At 42.2% G+C, this 17,562-nt stretch carries 19 protein-coding genes; 6 read left to right on the top strand and 13 right to left on the bottom strand.

Features of this window, described 5'->3' with window-relative positions:
* Nucleotides 1–9 precede the first annotated feature (9 nt).
* A complete protein-coding gene (gene pyrE / locus M5F03_RS11960) occupies nt 10–660 on the bottom strand; it encodes an orotate phosphoribosyltransferase (protein ID WP_111885133.1) in 651 nt (216 codons plus the stop codon).
* A 40-nt stretch (nt 661–700) separates the two neighbouring features.
* Between pyrE and M5F03_RS11955 the strand changes: the two genes are divergently transcribed.
* Nucleotides 701–1,519 (top strand): exodeoxyribonuclease III, encoded by an 819-nt coding sequence (locus tag M5F03_RS11955; protein ID WP_249708432.1) that lies wholly within the window; start codon nt 701–703, stop codon nt 1,517–1,519.
* Between the two features lie 629 nt (nt 1,520–2,148).
* Entirely contained in the window at nt 2,149–2,496 is a 348-nt protein-coding gene (locus M5F03_RS11950; protein ID WP_249708431.1) for a Spx/MgsR family RNA polymerase-binding regulatory protein, read from the top strand.
* 104 nt (nt 2,497–2,600) lie between these two features.
* Here M5F03_RS11950 and M5F03_RS11945 read toward each other — a convergent pair whose 3' ends face one another.
* Entirely contained in the window at nt 2,601–3,038 is a 438-nt protein-coding gene (locus M5F03_RS11945; protein WP_078193227.1) for a DUF2147 domain-containing protein, read from the bottom strand.
* A gap of 155 nt (nt 3,039–3,193) precedes the next feature.
* Here M5F03_RS11945 and M5F03_RS11940 point away from each other — a divergent pair, with 155 nt between their 5' ends.
* Nucleotides 3,194–4,105, top strand: coding sequence for an alpha/beta hydrolase (locus tag M5F03_RS11940; protein WP_249708430.1), 912 nt, complete (start codon nt 3,194–3,196; stop codon nt 4,103–4,105).
* 85 nt (nt 4,106–4,190) lie between these two features.
* Here the strand turns inward: M5F03_RS11940 and M5F03_RS11935 are convergent, their stop codons facing one another.
* On the bottom strand, nt 4,191–4,760 hold the full coding sequence (locus M5F03_RS11935) for an FMN-dependent NADH-azoreductase (protein ID WP_180078552.1): 570 nt from the start codon (nt 4,758–4,760) through the stop codon (nt 4,191–4,193).
* Between the two features lie 281 nt (nt 4,761–5,041).
* On the opposite strand from M5F03_RS11935, the gene M5F03_RS11930 reads away from it, so the two are divergent.
* Nucleotides 5,042–6,208: a GGDEF domain-containing protein gene (locus tag M5F03_RS11930; RefSeq protein WP_372491144.1), complete on the top strand. Its 1,167-nt coding sequence runs from the start codon at nt 5,042–5,044 to the stop codon at nt 6,206–6,208.
* A gap of 34 nt (nt 6,209–6,242) precedes the next feature.
* Here the strand turns inward: M5F03_RS11930 and M5F03_RS11925 are convergent, their stop codons facing one another.
* From M5F03_RS11925 to M5F03_RS11905, 5 genes are all read right to left on the bottom strand, one after another.
* Complete coding sequence (locus M5F03_RS11925) at nt 6,243–6,911, bottom strand: glutathione S-transferase family protein (RefSeq protein WP_249708428.1); 669 nt, start codon at nt 6,909–6,911, stop codon at nt 6,243–6,245.
* Nucleotides 6,912–6,913: 2 nt separating this feature from the next.
* Complete coding sequence (gene dsbD, locus M5F03_RS11920; RefSeq protein ID WP_249708426.1) at nt 6,914–8,710, bottom strand: protein-disulfide reductase DsbD; 1,797 nt, start codon at nt 8,708–8,710, stop codon at nt 6,914–6,916.
* 54 nt (nt 8,711–8,764) lie between these two features.
* Complete coding sequence (locus M5F03_RS11915) at nt 8,765–9,535, bottom strand: transporter (protein ID WP_249708424.1); 771 nt, start codon at nt 9,533–9,535, stop codon at nt 8,765–8,767.
* Between the two features lie 14 nt (nt 9,536–9,549).
* The gene (locus M5F03_RS11910; protein ID WP_111885128.1) at nt 9,550–10,092 is read right to left on the bottom strand and encodes an ankyrin repeat domain-containing protein; all 543 of its coding nucleotides are present in this window, start codon (nt 10,090–10,092) and stop codon (nt 9,550–9,552) included.
* Nucleotides 10,093–10,220: 128 nt separating this feature from the next.
* Complete coding sequence (locus M5F03_RS11905; protein ID WP_111885127.1) at nt 10,221–10,586, bottom strand: HPF/RaiA family ribosome-associated protein; 366 nt, start codon at nt 10,584–10,586, stop codon at nt 10,221–10,223.
* A 496-nt stretch (nt 10,587–11,082) separates the two neighbouring features.
* On the opposite strand from M5F03_RS11905, the gene M5F03_RS11900 reads away from it, so the two are divergent.
* Nucleotides 11,083–11,820 carry an outer membrane protein OmpK gene (locus tag M5F03_RS11900; protein WP_078190594.1) on the top strand — a complete coding sequence of 246 codons (738 nt, stop codon included), beginning with the start codon at nt 11,083–11,085 and terminating at the stop codon, nt 11,818–11,820.
* A 101-nt stretch (nt 11,821–11,921) separates the two neighbouring features.
* Nucleotides 11,922–12,422, top strand: a complete 501-nt coding sequence (locus M5F03_RS11895) for a GNAT family N-acetyltransferase (RefSeq protein WP_249708422.1) — start codon at nt 11,922–11,924, stop codon at nt 12,420–12,422.
* Between the two features lie 17 nt (nt 12,423–12,439).
* Here M5F03_RS11895 and M5F03_RS11890 read toward each other — a convergent pair whose 3' ends face one another.
* The 5 genes from M5F03_RS11890 to urtB all read right to left on the bottom strand — a co-directional run bounded on the left by M5F03_RS11890 (nt 12,440) and on the right by urtB (nt 17,518).
* Nucleotides 12,440–12,922: a DUF1877 family protein gene (locus M5F03_RS11890; RefSeq protein ID WP_249708420.1), complete on the bottom strand. Its 483-nt coding sequence runs from the start codon at nt 12,920–12,922 to the stop codon at nt 12,440–12,442.
* Between the two features lie 356 nt (nt 12,923–13,278).
* A complete protein-coding gene (urtE, locus tag M5F03_RS11885; protein ID WP_068532840.1) occupies nt 13,279–13,977 on the bottom strand; it encodes an urea ABC transporter ATP-binding subunit UrtE in 699 nt (232 codons plus the stop codon).
* A gap of 10 nt (nt 13,978–13,987) precedes the next feature.
* Nucleotides 13,988–14,809: an urea ABC transporter ATP-binding protein UrtD gene (gene urtD / locus M5F03_RS11880; RefSeq protein WP_180174003.1), complete on the bottom strand. Its 822-nt coding sequence runs from the start codon at nt 14,807–14,809 to the stop codon at nt 13,988–13,990.
* Nucleotides 14,806–15,879 (bottom strand): urea ABC transporter permease subunit UrtC, encoded by a 1,074-nt coding sequence (gene urtC, locus M5F03_RS11875; RefSeq protein ID WP_249708419.1) that lies wholly within the window; start codon nt 15,877–15,879, stop codon nt 14,806–14,808. The genes urtD and urtC overlap by 4 nt, the downstream gene beginning before the upstream one ends.
* A 4-nt stretch (nt 15,880–15,883) precedes the next feature.
* Nucleotides 15,884–17,518, bottom strand: coding sequence for an urea ABC transporter permease subunit UrtB (gene urtB / locus M5F03_RS11870; protein WP_249708418.1), 1,635 nt, complete (start codon nt 17,516–17,518; stop codon nt 15,884–15,886).
* Between the last annotated feature and the right edge of the window lie 44 nt (nt 17,519–17,562).

The raw sequence follows: 17,562 nt of genomic DNA, 5'->3' as shown, positions 1-17,562 counted from the left end.
TAAAAAATCTTAGATCCCATACTTCACACGGTACGCTTCCATTTTCGCTAAAGCTTCAGTTTCACCTTTAGCCTCTAAGAAAGTCATCAAATCTTTCATGGTAATTAAGGCATGAACTGGGATTTCGAGTTCTTTTTGTACTTCTTGAATCGCAGACAAATCGCCCTGACCTTTTTCTTGACGGTCTAGCGCCACCAATACGCCCGCAATTTGTGCACCGGCATTTTTCAGAATAGTCACTACTTCACGAATCGCTGTACCCGCAGTGATCACATCATCAATGATCCAGACTTTTTTACCTTCAACAGACGCACCAACCAATACACCGCCTTCGCCATGGTCTTTCGCTTCTTTACGGTTAAAGCCCCAAGGTACGCTCACACCATGGTTCTGTGACAGTGCGACAGCCGTTGCTGCTACAAATGGAATACCTTTATAAGCTGGGCCAAAGACCACTTCCACATTATCGCATTGTGTTAATTTAGCTGCATAGCCAGAAGCCAATAATGATAAGGCTTCGCCATCGTTTAGTAGACCTGCATTAAAAAAATAAGGACTCACACGACCTGATTTTAAAGTAAACTCACCAAATTTAAGCACACCACGTGATAATGCGAGTTCGATAAAAGCTTGTGGATTAAATGCCGCTTGCGCTGTCATGAGGTGCTCCATTTTTTTAAGTTTGAGGTTAAACCTGAGCATGATACCAAAGAGTAGCTATCCAAGTGATCAAAAAATTTTACGTGTCGTTTCAATTAATGTGAATGGTCTGCGTTCCGCTGAAAAAAAAGGTATTTTTGACTGGATGGCAACTTCAGATGCCGATGTCATCTGCATGCAAGAAAGCCGCATTACCCATGAACAATGGACCGATAAATTTAAACCCGAAGGTTGGTTTACACACCTTTTCCCTGCAGAACGCCCAGGCTATGCCGGTACTGCGATTTATAGCCGCCTACCTTTTGTTTCAGTGACAGATGGTTTAGGTTTTGAATTGGCAGACACTCAAGGCCGCTTTATTTCTGCTGAGTTCGATTTAGGACTTGTACAAACTGCACATATTTGCTCGCTCTACCTGCCTTCTGGTTCATCGGGTGAAGAAGCTCAGGCGCGCAAAGACCTATTTTTAGGCGAATATCAACAAATTTTGAAGCAATGGCGTGCTGAAAATAAGTCAGTGATTGTTTGCGGTGACTACAACATCGTGCATAAACGTATTGATATTAAAAATTGGTCTGGGAACCAAAAGGCTTCAGGCTGCTTACCACATGAACGTGCATGGCTCGATCATATTTATGATGAGCTTGGCTATGTCGACACCTTCCGTGAGGTACGTAAAGAAGCCGAGCTTTACTCTTGGTGGTCTAACCGAGGACAAGCGCGTGCCAAAAATGTGGGTTGGCGTATCGACTACCATGCATGTTCACCAGACTGGAAAGAACGTACAGTCAATGGTTGGATATTTAAAGATGAATGGTTTAGCGACCACGCCCCTGTGATTATTGATTATAAAATTTAAGCTGCCAACAATTAATTGAGTGAACGATTGTTTACTCAATTAGAGCTTATTTCTCACATTACATGACGAATTTGTGGATTTATCTCATAACTTGAACATAGCATTATGGTCGCACGGCAAAGGGACATGTCAGGATGACATAAAAGGATTGGACGCCGAAGGAAGTATAAAAACAAACTAAATGATTTAGCTTGTTTTCAAGGATGTGACAATGGACGTTGGATTGAGACCCGCATGATCAGGATGATTAAATGCGGGTTTTCTCTTATCTAGTCCCCACATCTATAGACTCAAACATCCCCCAAATAAAACAGCTAAAAATTCGATCTGCACAGCATTTTCTTATTCTCGCTTTCTTTCTACTTTTGACTGTGCAACCTTAAGCTGAATTTTCTTGTTATTGCATCGCTTTCTTTTCTGAGCATCGTTTTGTTCTGTAGGCTATTCTAAAAGACCAAAATGTCGTTTTGATGACAATACCCAATATTTATTACATGCGACTTTTACAGCAAAATATTTATTTCTCAATCCACATCACGATCGAGCTTTGAGCATTGATGAATTAGCCTGTAGGATAATGCTGAATTGTATTTTTATCTTATTGTTTGAATAATTGAGGACACCTGTTCATGCTTAAAATTTATGGCATCAAAAACTGTAATACCATGAAAAAAGCTTTCGACTTGCTCAACGAATTAGGCCTAAGCTACGAATTTCATGACTATAAAAAACAAGCGATTGATGCTAAAACCGTAAAAAAATGGCTTAATGCCAAAGGCGCTGATGTGATTCTCAACAAAAAAGGCACCACATGGAAAAAACTCAGTGAAGAAGAGCAACAAGCAGCCTTAGCCAGTGAAGAAAATTTGATTCAGTGTTTAACAGCGCATAGCAGCATGATTAAACGTCCTGTACTCGATACAGGTAGCGATTTATTGGTTGGCTTTGATGAAAGCGCTTACCGTGCATTGAAATAAATTTTTTTATCACACTCATGCACGGCTCTAGTTCAATTGTGGCTGAAAATAGGCTATAAAAAAGCCTGACATTGTCAGGCTTTTTTTGTTTGAATCATGTCAAATTAGTTGGCGCGAATCCATGTTTGGTTACGACCTAAAGCAGCAACGCCAATAAAGCCGCGAAGCTCTAGTTTTTTGCCACCATCAGCCAATTGACCTTTTAACTTGTAAGTTTTACCTGATTGAGGATCCAAAATTGAACCGTCTTCATAGCTTGTACCACCTACATTTTTAAGACCTGTCACAATACGTAAGCCTTTTAATGATTTATTGTGATATGGGCCTTCACATTTTTTACAAGCGTTCTCTTCACCTGGTGTCAAAACTGACTGAATGCTCGCAGAAAGCGTACCATTTTTTTGCTCAGTGAATTTTACAATCGCTTTTGGCTGCTTGGTTTTATCATCAATGGTTTTCCAAGTTGTACCATTTAGCGGATCTGCAGCATTTGCAAATGCGGCTAAACTCATCAATCCTAATGCTAGTGCAATTTTTTTCATTTTTGTTTATTTCCCTGGTCTGATATAGACGACATTAGTATCCAAAAGTCACAACAATTTATCAATTTTTGTATGTGACCGTTTAGTGTAACCTTGTAATTTGTGTTGGTAAATATGCTCACACGATTCCAAAAATAGAAAAAGATGGAAAGACAATGAAGATATCGCCACTGACGAAACAACTGATTACAGAAAGTATTTTAAAAACCACAATTCGTGGGCCGAGCCAATTCAATTTACCGCCCAATACTTTAAGGTTTGCTTTGGAACAAATGTGTCGTGCATTTCCCCAAAACCCGGATGTACAAATTCGTCCTATTCGCTTAGCCGGCTTAAAAGCCGAAGAAATCAAACCACAACAGGCATCGACCCAACTCATTTTTCATATTCATGGGGGCGCATTTTTCTTGGGTTCGATGAACACGCATCGGGCGTTTCTGACTCAAGTTGCGGCACGCACGCAAATGCAAGTGTTACATTTGGATTATCCTTTATCCCCTGAAGCACAGTTCCCTGAAGCACTCGATGCCCTTTTTGATGTGTATGCAGTGTTATTAGATCAAGGGGTTCAAGCCAAAGATATTATTTTGTCAGGCGACTCTTGTGGTGCAAACTTGGCGCTTGCCTTAGCCCTTAAAATTCAACAGGAACAACTTCCACAAGTCAGTGGTTTGGTGTTAATGTCACCGTTTTTAGACTTGACCCTGAGCAGTGAGTCCCTACGCTATAACCGTAAGCATGATGCGCTGTTAAGCATAGAAGCCCTCGAAACAGGTATTGATTATTATGTACCCCACTCGGTCGATCGAGCTGATCCATTGGTCTCGCCTTTTTTTGCAGAACTCAAAGGACTACCTCCGATTCATATTCAAGTGGGTTCTAAAGAAATTTTATTAGATGATGCGCAGCGTTTTAAAGTCAAAGCAGAAGAAGCCGGCCTAGATGTCGAATTTAAGCTGTACACTGGCATGTGGCATAACTTCCAGATGTTTAGCCCATGGTTTGAAGAAGGACAGCGTGCGCTGAGTGATTTAGCCGATTTTGCACATCGACTGGATCAGGATTAATCGCTGAAAAATAATCCCTGAAATGGATCAAAGTCACCATAAAAAAGGTCAGCATGTGCTGACCTAAGAGGGAAATGTTAATCCATTAAATGGCTTGAATTTGAGCCTGAGCTGTCGCCATTGCTTGTGCTTTCATATCTGGTCCCATATTGACACCTTCGGCACGAATCACATCAATATCGCTGACACCTGTAAAATTAAACACGGCTTTTAATAAACCTTCTTGATAATCTACAGGGCTGTTATCGCCATACACACCGCCACGACTGCTGGCAATATAGACTTTTTTGTCACCTGCCAAACCCACTGGACCTTGTTCTGTATATTTAAAGGTACGACCTGCAACACTGATACGGTCAATCCATGCTTTCAAAGTTGATGGCAAACCGAAGTTATACATAGCAGCACCAACCACAACCACATCGGCATCTAAATACTGTTGTAACAACTGCTCGCCTAAAGCCGATTGTTCTGCATTTTGACCCATCAAAATTTCACTGCTGAGATGTGGAATCTGCTGTACTGCTAAATCGAGATATTGAACCTGTGCCGCATCACCATGTTTTTGCTGTAGCTGTTGTACAATTTCAGCGCTGAGTTGACGTGAAACTGAAGCGTCGCCCATGATGCTTGAATCAATATGCAAAATTTTCATGACTAAAACCTAAAGCTGTTGTTATTAACTTGAGCCTAGTGTAATCACTTTTCATAAATAGAATAATCCCGATCCTTATGACAGTATGTTTTATTTTTAGAACAATCTTTTTGAACTCGTAAAAAATTTAAAATTACTGAGCGGTTCTTGACCGTTATCAAGTGTAAATTTTCATGCTAATGTAAGCCTATAAAATGATATCTATATAAACTTTAAGAAAAAAACTGATAACTCGAACAGGGCAATGACACAGGATGACGGTGAAATCAAGCATACGTGACATGATCCTTCGCAATAGAATCGCCCAGTATTTACTGGAAGATGAAGTGGTCATGAATTGGAGCATCCTGAAAAAGTGTATGCTCATGCTGATGCTTGGCTCAGCCATTCATCTGCTTTGGATCATTTGGAAATTTTATGTTTATGTCACGCCAGAACTTTGGCAGTGGGTTAACCTTGAGCTCATCCACTCTCAATTGTGGACTAATATCGTCTTTTTTTGCTTGATGGTCCTGCTGATTTGGCCTTGCTATGCTGGAAAAGAAAACCCAAAAATTCAGCTTGTTTTACCTTATCTTTCGGTCGGCTTATTCGTCATTTCTTTATGTCGTGATGGTTATTTAATTGGTGTCATGAGCCCAGCCACCATGATCTCCTATGTGAGCCTAGTGACCGTTGGATTAGTGCTATTTACACGAAAAATCGTCTATAGCATGCTGATTCCAGCCACGATTTTTTTATCTATTTGCATGTATTTGAGTATTCGCGGCATTATTCCCTATGCCCCGATTTTTCAACCTCATGCCTATGGCTATCAAAGTAGTTTTTGGCTCTTCTCAATGATCTTTTTCATTGTTCCTATTTTATTAACCTGTCTGGCTTTATTTGAAATCTTACTGAGCCAATGGCGTCACCGTGAGCATTTGATTCAAAAACTCAGTCAAGTCGACCCACTGACCAATTTATTTAATCGACGCAGTATCAATCAGTGTTTGGAACAGCTCGATAGTGCTAAAACAGATACATATGCACTGGTCTTGTTGGACTTAGACCATTTTAAACGCATCAATGATGAATACGGACACGATAAAGGCGATGAAACCTTGATTCTCGTCAGCCAAGTATTAAACCAACATTTACGCGGTAGTGATGTAGTTGGGCGTTTTGGCGGGGAAGAGTTTATTTTGGTGTTAAAAAATTCTAACTTAGAACAAGCGATTTTCATTGCAGAGCGCTGTCGAAAAGCCATTGAACAGCTTGAAATTTGGGGGCATGACGGTCAGTCAATTCATGTGACAGCTAGTTTTGGCATTGCGATTTCAACGCCAGAATTGGTACCGCAACAATTACTGACCCATGCAGATCAAGCGCTATATGCAGCTAAAGCTGGTGGTCGTAATATGGTGATGGCGTACACTGAGCAACAAAGCTTTAGCCATTTGGTTTAAAACTTTTATCTAGGTCAGACGTGACGTTGAGCTTTTAACGAAGATACTGTTCCATACGGCGGACTGGCTGTTCCAGTTGAGCAGCCGTGATCCATGCCACCACAGAAGGATGCTGCAAAATCTTTTGCATATAACGCTGTGTGTTGTCACTCACAGGTAGCTGGAAGGTCTGTAAACGTGTCACTACGGGTGCAAAAAATGCATCGGCAATACTAAATTCACCGCATAGAAAGCCATCCACCGCAGGACGACTCGACCAAATCTGCTCGATTCGAGTCACTTCAGCACGCAATTCAGCATGTTCAGACCATAATCTCTGACCATGACGACCATAATCCGCCTGCAGATTCATACTGCATAAGCTACGCAATTGCATAAAACTACTGTGCATTTCCGCGCAAATACTCCGTGCCCATGCACGTTGTGTAGCATCTTTTGGCCACAGTGGAAGCTCTTGAAACTGCTCTGCCAAATATTCACAAATCGCCAATGAGTCCCAAATCATCATACCGTCATGTTGCAGTAGGGGCACCTTGCCATTGGCATGTAGGGCTAACATTTGCTGCTTGAATGCTCCGCCATCTGCTTCTTCAGAAAAAGGAATCAAAATCTCTTGAAAGGGTAAATTAAACGCGTGTAACACCAACCACGGTCGCATAGACCACGTCGAATAGTTTTTATTGGCAATATATAATTGCATCATTTTTATTCTCCACGCGATTTAAATTTTTCCAATTGCGCTAGCAATTCTTTCTCGCTAAAAGCACCCGTCAAACGCAGTCCACGTATCTCTTGATGCGCTGTATCTAAAAATAAATAGGTCGGTGGCCCTAAAATATCCCATTGATTGAGCAGTACTTGATGGGTTGCATCATACTGACTCAAATCCAACTTAATTAAATAATACGGTGCCAAAGCCTGTTGTACTGCTGCCGATTTTAAAACTTTATGTTCAATCGGCTGACAGGCCACACACCAATCGGCATAGACATCAATAATTGCGGATTGACCTTGGGGAATTTCACTTAATAAACGTTGAAACTCTTCCGCTGTATGTGCCACATGCCAAGCACTTTGTTGTTGACTTTCTTCGACTAAAAAACGTTGGCTGTGTTGATATTGACTGTACACAATATAAGGTACAGCTGCACAGAACACCAAGATATATAACCATTTGAGCTGAGTACTGCGCCATAAAATGCGCCAAAGCACATAAGCGCTAAACACCAGCCCCAGAGCAAGGGATAACCACTGTAACCAAGCTTCACTGATCAATGGTCGAATAAAATACAAAGCCAATGCCAACATGATGAAAGCAAAAAGCACCTTGATTTGATTCATCCACAATCCCGCTTTAGGCAATACCCGTGAGCCAAGGACACTGGCCAACAATAGCGGGGTCCCCATGCCAAAGCCGAGGGTGAATAACAATAATGCACCTTGCCACTGACTTTGGGTTTGGGAAATGAATAATAATGCACCTGCCAACGGTGCTGTCATACAAGGACCGACCAGCAATGCTGAAATCATCCCCATGACTCCAGCGCCAACGAGACTACCGCCCTTTTGCATCGACTGCGCTTGGTCTAAGCGATTGACCCAACTGCGTGGCAATTTCAGTTCAAATAAACCAAATAAATTCAGGGCAAAAACTACAAAGAGCACGCTAAAGGCAATTAAAGTCGAGGGTTGTTGCAACCAACGCTGGAAATTCAAACCTGCAGACGATGCCACCAAGCCGAGAATGGCATACACCATCGCCATACTGGTGACAAAAGCCAGTGCAATCATCCATGCTTTTAAACCTCGGCTGTCGCGGACAATCAATGAGGTTAAAATCGGCAGCATCGGCAATGAACATGGGGTAAAAGCCAGCAAAAAACCCAGACCAAAAAACAGCAAAAGTCCATAAAATATAGAGCTTTGTGCTAATTTTTCAGACCACATTTGGTCACTTGCGGTATAGCGTTCAGAAGCCAATGCAGCATTCTCTGCCCGCTGCTGATCTAAACGATTCGCCATAGGCTGTTCGGCAGTATTTTCTGCTGCAAAGTCGAGTAAACGTTTGCTTGGAGTGGCTAGATTTTGCTGTGTGACTAAACCAGAAGCATCCGTTTTAAAGCTGATGCTCTGTGGTGGATAACACACCCGATCCTTGGCACAGCCTTGCCAACTGACTTGATAGGTCTGCAGTTTTTGAGTCGGAATTTTAAAACTCAACTGTTGGTAATACACCTGCGTATGACCATAGTTATCGTCTTTCAAATCCTCAGCAGCAGGCAAATCCAAAGCTAAAACTTGATTGCCCTGCTTCACCTCTATTTTGTGCTGATACAGATAATAATGCGCTGGAATATCCCAACTCAGCTCCGCCTGATCTGCACGCTCAGAGACGACCGAGAAAGGAAAAGCATCTTCAGCTGAAAGTAATGCATCCTGAGCAGAGACGCCCATACTGAACGACAGCACAGCCGCTGCAGCAACATAAGTCCATTGTTTCATTCAGCTGAATTCATCCTCAGTCTGTATTTATACGTTTTAAAATTTAGGGTTCTTTTAGAACAGGTAAGATACGCCTAAACCTGACTGATAATTTTTATGACCGCCCGTGAGTTCTAGACCGACGCTCGCATCCAACTGCATACGATCCGAAACGGCATACGTCAAACCTGATGCTAATGACACTTCCTGATCGGTACTCTCTGCTTTACGATAAACCAGCTCAGAAAAACCCGATAAATTACCCGAAATTTGATATTCCATTCCCGGAATAGCACTCACAGCCCAATCACCATCTTGAACTTCATAACGCATGGTCATTGAAGTCCCAATTGTATCGCTATAATCATAAGCCACGGCTGAAGTCAGACTATAAATGTCATCTTCAGCACTAAAGCCTTGATTGCCTGTTGCAATAATGGCTTCTGCAAGAATGGCCATCGATAATTTCTCATCATTCAAATCGATGGCTTTTTTCAGGCCAATGCTGACATCACCCAAACCATCTTCTTCAACTGAGCGACCCGCAACTTTGGTTTTAGACCATGCAGGACCTTGCCAACCCAATTGCAATTCCAAATCTTTTGCCAAACCAGTACGGAATAACATGTCTGCATTTAAAGTAATGTTTTTTACTTTTTCACCATTTTCATCACGACTTTCACTATAGCTCGCTGCCGGCAAACTTTGTTCCCACGCCAAACGACCTACAGGAGTAATGCCTGTGCCCATACCCGCGCCCGGACGGTCAAATGAAAAATCCGCCGCAAATGCAGACAGGCTCAAACCGGATAATGTTGCAATGCTTAAAACTTTAAATACAGTCATGTTTTTACTCACAATTATGCTAATTCTTTGCTCATTTTTGCGCCATGGCTACGCAAAAGCTCCAAGGTTTGTTTTTCTTCTTCCAATGCTTCCGACCAATTTACCGCGTCAAAATCACAGTCAAAAAATAATTCACTAATCGACGATAAAATGGTTAAACCATCGCTATCAATCATATTTGGATTCACTTTTTCATCCAATAAGCGCTGTACCGCAGGGACACATGCTGCACTCGCGGCGTCCCATAATGGACCATAAATTTCTTCAGCATCCCATAAATGCACATTGGCTTTGGCTTGAATCAGCGCTTCCAAGATTTGCATATGTACGTCTAAATGTTGTGTTTTCTGTTCAGCTGTTAAGGGTTGACCTGCTTCATACGCTTCGCAAACCATTTCCCACCATTTAAACAAACCATCAGACCATACAGAAACCGCAGGTCCTTTTTCAAAATCTATAAAATTTGGATTAAGACCATCTGCCAACAGGCGTTGCACCTGTGCAAGATCTTGTTCTTCTAACGCTTGCACAAAAAGCTGTTGTTGCGCTGTTAACATCGGGAAAGCTCACTTCAATTTATTTTGATCTATTATGCCGAATAAAGCTGCGTTTGTTTGAATTTCATGTAAAACAAAATACAAAACACACAAAAAAAGCCCCGCAGGGCTTTTTTAAATTTTGAGACTTATTCGTCGTCTACGCTGTCATCTGCTTCAGCAAAAGCAGGTTGTGTACTGCGTGGGTTCTCTTTCTTTTCGAACACATGTTCAAGACTACGTTTAAGTCGATCAATTGCACCGTGAATAGCTGTATCTACATTATGACCACGATGGTTGACCACGACAGGCTTCAAACCAGCAGGACGCGCTTCAATCATACATTTAATGTCGTCGCTACCGCCCTTGTCCCCATTTTCATCACTTAAATGCACCGAAAAGTGAGTAATGCGTTCACTATGGCGCTGAAATTCTTCATTAAGTTCTGCACGAACGTATGTAATTAATCGATCACTATTAGGAATGTTTTTATCTGTACGGATTTCTATGTTCATAATATCATCCTCATATCTATCTGTAATATCTATAAATATTTGTGCAAAACTTATTATCTTGGCACGTTACATTTGCTGTAAATGTTACAGCAATGACCATCTTCAACTTTGTATGGAACGTCGTCCTCCACATTGAATGATGAACACTTTAGAGTCTGCAGATCCGTGTCCTTATACTTCGAATATCGGTCTTAAGTTAGAATTTTGCAAGTGCTATTTTGATATTTTTTTAATATCCATACAAAAAGTAAGACTTTATTGTAGATTTGCATTGTTTTAATTGATTTGGGTCATATTTTTGTGCATTTCCTCGACGTCCCCCTTCTATTTGCACAATTCCATTCAAACTCAAAATCTCGCTTTTACCATCGTTGATCATTCACGGCATATTTCCCCTTCAAATTACAAAACAATTTGGCCGTTGAGTAAAATTTGGCTTTATTTTTGCTTAATAATCTGTATGCTTTCAGTGCTTCTCGGGGGGAGATATTTTTTAATGAAACTTACACAAATCGTTGCATCATGTGCATTAGCATCTGCTGCTGCTTTCACTCAAGCTTCACCTATCGTATGGCAAGATTTCAGCTTAACTGGCTTATATGGTGAAAACTATGAAGTTGGTACTGAAGACCGTACAACGATCACAGCCGAATATGCAGCGAAACTGAAATATTCAGATGTATTCTTCTTCGTTGACCAACAATTGGATGGTAACGATGATCAATCAACTTATGCAGAATTAGCGCCACGTCTAAGCTTAGGTGAAGTTTCTGGTAAAGACCTTTCTATGGGTCCAATCAAAGACGTTCTGATTGCAACGACTTGGGAACATAATGCCGGTTACGATCACCACAACTCTGAATTTAACAACTTCTTGTACGGTGTAGGTTTCTCTCTCGATATTCCATATACACAATATGCGAATGTGAACTTCTATAAAGCGGCTAATGACAAAACTAAAGATGATTATCAAATGACAATCACTTATGCAGTGCCGTTCAAATTAGGTTCAGAAGAGTTTTTAGCAGATGCCTTCCTAGACTGGTCTACTGCTGAAGCAGACCATGCAAGTGAATTAAACTGGACATCTCAGTACAAATGGAATGTGGGTAAACACATTTCACCAAAAACTAAATTATATGTTGGTATCGAACATTCAGTTTGGAACAACAAATTTGGTATTAAAGGCGTAGACCAAAACGATGTCAGCGCATTGGTGAAATACCACTTCTAAGTTCGAATCAGAACACTATGAAGAAAAAAGCAAGGTTCATCACCTTGCTTTTTTTATGCCTAAGTTTTTAAATTGACTTTATTTTTATCAGAAATTTGCGCATGTCTTTTCTCATTCGACCTGCAATTCCACAAGACTTAGCGGCCATTCTCGCAATCTATAATCATGAAGTTCTCAACGGCTTTGCGACATGGAATGATCAAGCTTATACCCTTGACTCTTTCCAACAGAAATTGCTGGATTTGCAAAAGCAAAATTTTCCATTTGTGGTGATTGAAGATCAGGATCAACAGCAAATCGCCGGTTATGCTGACTATGGTTCTTTCCGTCATTTTGCTGGCTATCGACATACTGTTGAGCATTCTGTCTATATTGACCCAAACTATGCTCGACTTGGTCTCGGTCAGCAATTATTAGAGCACCTAATTCAGCATGCCAAAACCCAAAATATGCATGTGATGATTGCAGGCATTGATCACGGCAATAGCGCCTCGATTGCCCTGCACAAAAAATTAGGCTTTAAGCAAACAGGTTATATGCCTGAAGTGGGACAAAAGTTTGGTGAATGGCGAGATCTGGTCCTGATGCAACTTCAGTTATAGCCCGTGTTAAGCTGTGTTTATGGTAATTTATCCAAACGAATACCATCTTGAATTACACTCAGCACTGATAAGTTATGACGCACCGCATCGCGATAAAGATCTTGTAACTGTAAAAAAAGCAGTTTTAATTCGGCCAATTTAAGCTCTTGCTCAGGTGCGTTTTCTGCAATCGTGACCAAATAACGTTTTTTGATTTCATCCACGCTTAACGGTTGTAATGCCTGATGGATTTCTGCAACGCGAACTACAGTATTGTAATGCACTGCAAGGCTCAGTCCCGGGCGTCGCTCTGACAATGGATGTTCTGCCTGAATGGCATAACTCAGTGCCGCAGCTGAATCACTGTTCAGGCTTAATAATGGATTCAACTCTTGCCACGCTTCCCCTAAAAATAAGGAGTGTTGTACAAAGGGTGAATCCAAGACATCTTGAGGGGTGTCTGCTTCTAAAATCAGAGTTTCCAAATCATTCGGTGGGATCAAATATAATATCGCATCCATATTCTTATCTTCTTGTTATGTCGTACATTTAGATTAATGTAATCCACACAAAAATAAAGCAGATATTTTGTATATTCGGCCGCATTTGATCGAATACTGATGGATGCACATTCGCCCTTTACCAAAGTCTGAGTACTGCGTTTAGCATCACTTAAGCACGACATGCTGAAACTTCAAATGACTATACTGAGAACAACGCAAGCTTATGGCTTAAAACAAAAAAAAAATTTATGCCACTCGTTTTTTTGATTCAACTGCCATGACCAGCAACGATTTTTTTGATCGTAGTAAATTGAATTAAAAGAGTAACGAGCTTGATTGATACAAGCCCGCCACACATCGCAGTCAACTAAATGTTAAATCGCCACCAGTTCCCGAATGCCTTTTTCAGGCATTTCACTACCGACACCTTGTGCAATCACTTGCCCCCGCGCCATCACGGTATATTCATCTGCCAGTTCTTCTGCAAAATCGTAAAACTGCTCAACCAAAACAATCGCCATTTCTCCACCATCGGCTAACTGACGAATCACACGGCCAATATCTTTAATAATCGAGGGCTGAATGCCTTCGGTCGGTTCATCTAAAATCAATACCCGTGGTTCGGAAGCGAGCGCACGGGCAATCGCCAATTGTTGCTGCTGACCACCAGATAAATCTCCACCTCGTCGATGTTTCATTTCATCCAATACGGGGAAAATTTCATAGAGATGTTCTGGCACTTTTCGGGTCTTAGCCCCTTTAAATTTTGCCATCCCAATCAAAATATTTTCTTCAACGGTCAAGGTTGAAAAAATGTCCCGTCCTTGCGGTACATAAGCCAATCCTTCGCGTACACGTTGCTCTGGACTCAGTTTAGAAATGTCTTTGCCATCCAGTAAGATCTGCCCAGACTTGATCGGTAAAATGCCCATTAAACATTTTAAGAGGGTGGTTTTACCCACACCATTTCGCCCGAGCACCACCGAACATGCGCCTACGGGAGCGGCAAATGTCACATCTCTTAAAATATGACTGCCGCCATAAAACTGATTGACGTCTTTGACTTCTAACATGGTCTGCTCCTTAACGTCCGAGATATTTTTCAATGACATCTTCATTGGCTTGGACTTCGGCCAATGTACCCTCGGCCAAAATCGCACCTTGCGCCAACACGGTGACTTTTTCACTGATGGTGTCAATAAAGCTCATGTCATGTTCAACCACGATAAGGGTATGGTTCTTTTTCAACTCTAAACACAGCTCTGCAGTGCGCTCTGTTTCAGCATCGGTCATCCCTGCTACAGGTTCATCCAGCAAAATCAACTTTGGACGCTGCATCAGTAGCATGCCTATTTCTAACCACTGCTTTTGACCATGTGACAACAGCCCTGCCGGTTTATGGATCAATTCTTCTAAGCGGATTTGTGCTAAAGATTCGTCCAAGGCATTTTGCGCATCTGGATCAAGCTTGCTGAAAAAACTCTTTTTCACCCGTTTATCTTTAGGTGCAGCCAATAACAGGTTTTCCATCACAGTAAAATTTTCAAATACGGTTGGCTTTTGAAACTTACGACCGATCCCGGCTTCTGCAATTTGCTCTGTGCTCATTTTTGCCAAATCATAGGTTTGCCCAAAAAAAGCCGAACCTTCTGTTGGGCGAGTTTTCCCCGTAATCACATCCATCAGCGTGGTTTTTCCTGCACCATTGGGACCAATGATGCAGCGCAGCTCACCTTCTTTGATATATAACGACAAATCATTTAATGCACGGAAAGAATCAAACCAAACGCTGACTTTTTCTAAATACAAGGCAATCCCGTGACTGAAATCCGCACCCTGCTCCTTTGGTCGTCCATAACCTTCAACAGCATGACCGCCATGCGGTTGAACCCATTGATCATTCATTCGCTGCTCTCCTTTTTAAACCGCTCTAATAACCCAATCACACCTTTTGGCAGAAATATCGTTACCACAATAAACAGCGCACCTAAAATCAATAGCCATGCCTCTGGATAAGCCACCGTAAAATAGGTCTTCACCCCATTGATTAAACCTGCACCTAAAATTGGGCCAATCAGCGTACCGCGCCCCCCTGCAGCCACCCACACCGCCATTTCAATCGAATTGACAGGGTTCATTTCACTTGGGTTAATAATACCGACTTGAGGGACATACAGAGCGCCTGCAATCCCTGCGATCACAGCGGACAAAACCCATGCAGAGAGCTTGTACCATAAGGTGCGATAACCTAAATATTGCAAACGGTTTTCACTGTCACGAATTGCACCAAGTACGCGACCATAGGGTTTATTCATCAGGTGGCGTAAACCGACAAAACAGACCAGCAAAGTCAGTGCCGTGAGGAAACACAAGGTTGCTCGCATTGGTGCAGAGGTAATATCTAGACCTAAGATGGTTTTAAAACCGGTAAAGCCGTTGTTACCGCCAAAGCCTGTTTCATTGCGGAAAAATAGTAGCGCAGCGGCAAAAGTCATGGCTTGGGTAATAATTGAAAAATACACGCCTTTAATTTTGGAGCGGAAGGCAAAGAAGCCAAAAATGAAGGCAATCAATCCCGGAACTAAAACCACCAAAGCCAATGCCCACACGATATGTTCAGTACCCATCCAGTACCACGGTAGCTCAGTCCAACTCAAAAAGCGCATAAAGTCGGGTAAGCCATCTCCTGCCGCCTCACGCATGAGATACATACCGAAGGCATAGCCGCCCAAGGCAAAGTACAGACCATGTCCCAAACTTAAAATGCCGGCATAGCCCCAAACCAAATCTAAGGCCAATGCCACCAAGGCGAGACACATAATCTTGCCAATGAGCGTGACCCAATACGCTGATAAATGCAGTGCTGAATCGGCTGGCAATACATGTAACCAAGGCAAAATCAGCAAAATGGCAAAGCACACGGCAATCGCCATACCGCTATAGGGTTTATCCGATAATAACGAAGTGATTTTCATGCGCTTACTCCACAAAACGGCCTTTGATGGCAAACAAACCTTGTGGACGTTTTTGAATAAACAAAATCACAAGAACCAGTAGAATAATTTTCGCTAAGACCGCACCCATGCCGATTTCCAGCACTGTGCCACTGACACCTAGACCTAAGGCCGCCAGTACTGCACCCCATACTTGACCAACACCGCCCACCACAACCACCAAAAACGCATCAATAATATAGTTTTGTCCTAAATCAGGACCGACATTGCCGACTTGTGCTAAGGCACAACCTGCCAGACCTGCAAGCCCTGAACCTAAACCAAAAGCCATCATGTCAATGCGGCTAGAACGGATACCCACAGCCTGTGCCATTTGACGGTTTTGCGTCACGGCACGAACAAATAAACCAAAGCGGGTCTTATTCAGCAAGTAAACCAGTAATAGGAGTACAGCAACGGTAAAGCCAATAATGGCAATACGGTTATAAGGCAGCATCAGGCTCGGTGTCACAGCGATGCCCCCTGACAGCCATGAAATATTCGACACCTCAACGTTCTGCGCACCAAAAACCATGCGCACCAATTGCATCAAAATTAAGCTCACACCAAAGGTGGCTAATAGTGTTTCCAATTGACGGCCATACAAGGGACGAATAACGGCACGTTCAATCAACATGCCAATCAAAGCGCTAACAAAAAACGCAGCAGGAATCGCGGCAATCAAGTACCAATCGACATAGCTACTGAGATAACTCTTAAACAGGCTTTGCACCACATAAGTGGTGTAGGCCCCGATCATGATCAGTTCACCATGCGCCATGTTAATCACGCCTAGCAGACCATACGTAATGGCTAGTCCCAACGCTGCAAGCAGTAAAATACTGGCCGTGCTGAGACCTGAAAAGACATGTCCAGTCCATTCACTGGCTTGAATCCGAGTTTTAATATTGCTCTTGGCTTCTGTCAGTGCGGCTTTTAACTCGGGATGCAGATTGGCTTGTTGTAATTCCTGCTCCACCATTGCCAACACATCGGGACGGTTAGAATCTTGCAGCACTTTAGCCGCCTGTATTTTTTGTAAAACATCAGGGTTTCGATAGTCCAAGCGTGCTTTGAGCTGCGCTAAACGGGCTTTAACTTTGTTATTTTTTTCATTTAAATACAATTGATTAATATTTTTAACATCCAACTCAGCCAAGTTATTTTCTAAAATATCGATCGCATCTAAACGCTGGTTTAGATCATCCGATTGCAGCTTTTCTTTCGCTTGAGCAAACGTTAAGGCTTTACGAAGGGTATTCACCAAAGTCACTTGAGATAAATCGGCAGGCCAATCCGTCACGGTTTGCAAATCAGGATAGCTCAATAATTTTTCGTCAGTTTCTAAAATATAGGTTTGACCGCTTTGACCACTATATAACTGGTCTTTTTCGACCAATGCGGCCAACTGATCTAAGGATTCAAGATCGCCCGGCCATTGATTCAGTAAACTACGTCGCTCGGTAAAACTCCCGCGAACAAATTGCTGAATGGCGTCACCTTGCTGCACAGATTGCACCGTAGACACCACATCCGCTGCAGTTTCTGCATGCACGATTTGCAGACAGAATAATTGGCTTAGGAATAGAAAAAGGATCGGGAAATTGCGTAATTTTTTCATCTTATAAGCATCCCTATTGAGTAATAGAACAACCCCATACAGGG

This window comes from Acinetobacter amyesii (assembly GCF_023499985.1).
Classification (GTDB): Bacteria; Pseudomonadota; Gammaproteobacteria; order Pseudomonadales; family Moraxellaceae; genus Acinetobacter; species Acinetobacter amyesii.
Note: the sequence above shows the minus strand (reverse complement) of the source record. Positions and strands in the feature narration are given on the sequence as shown.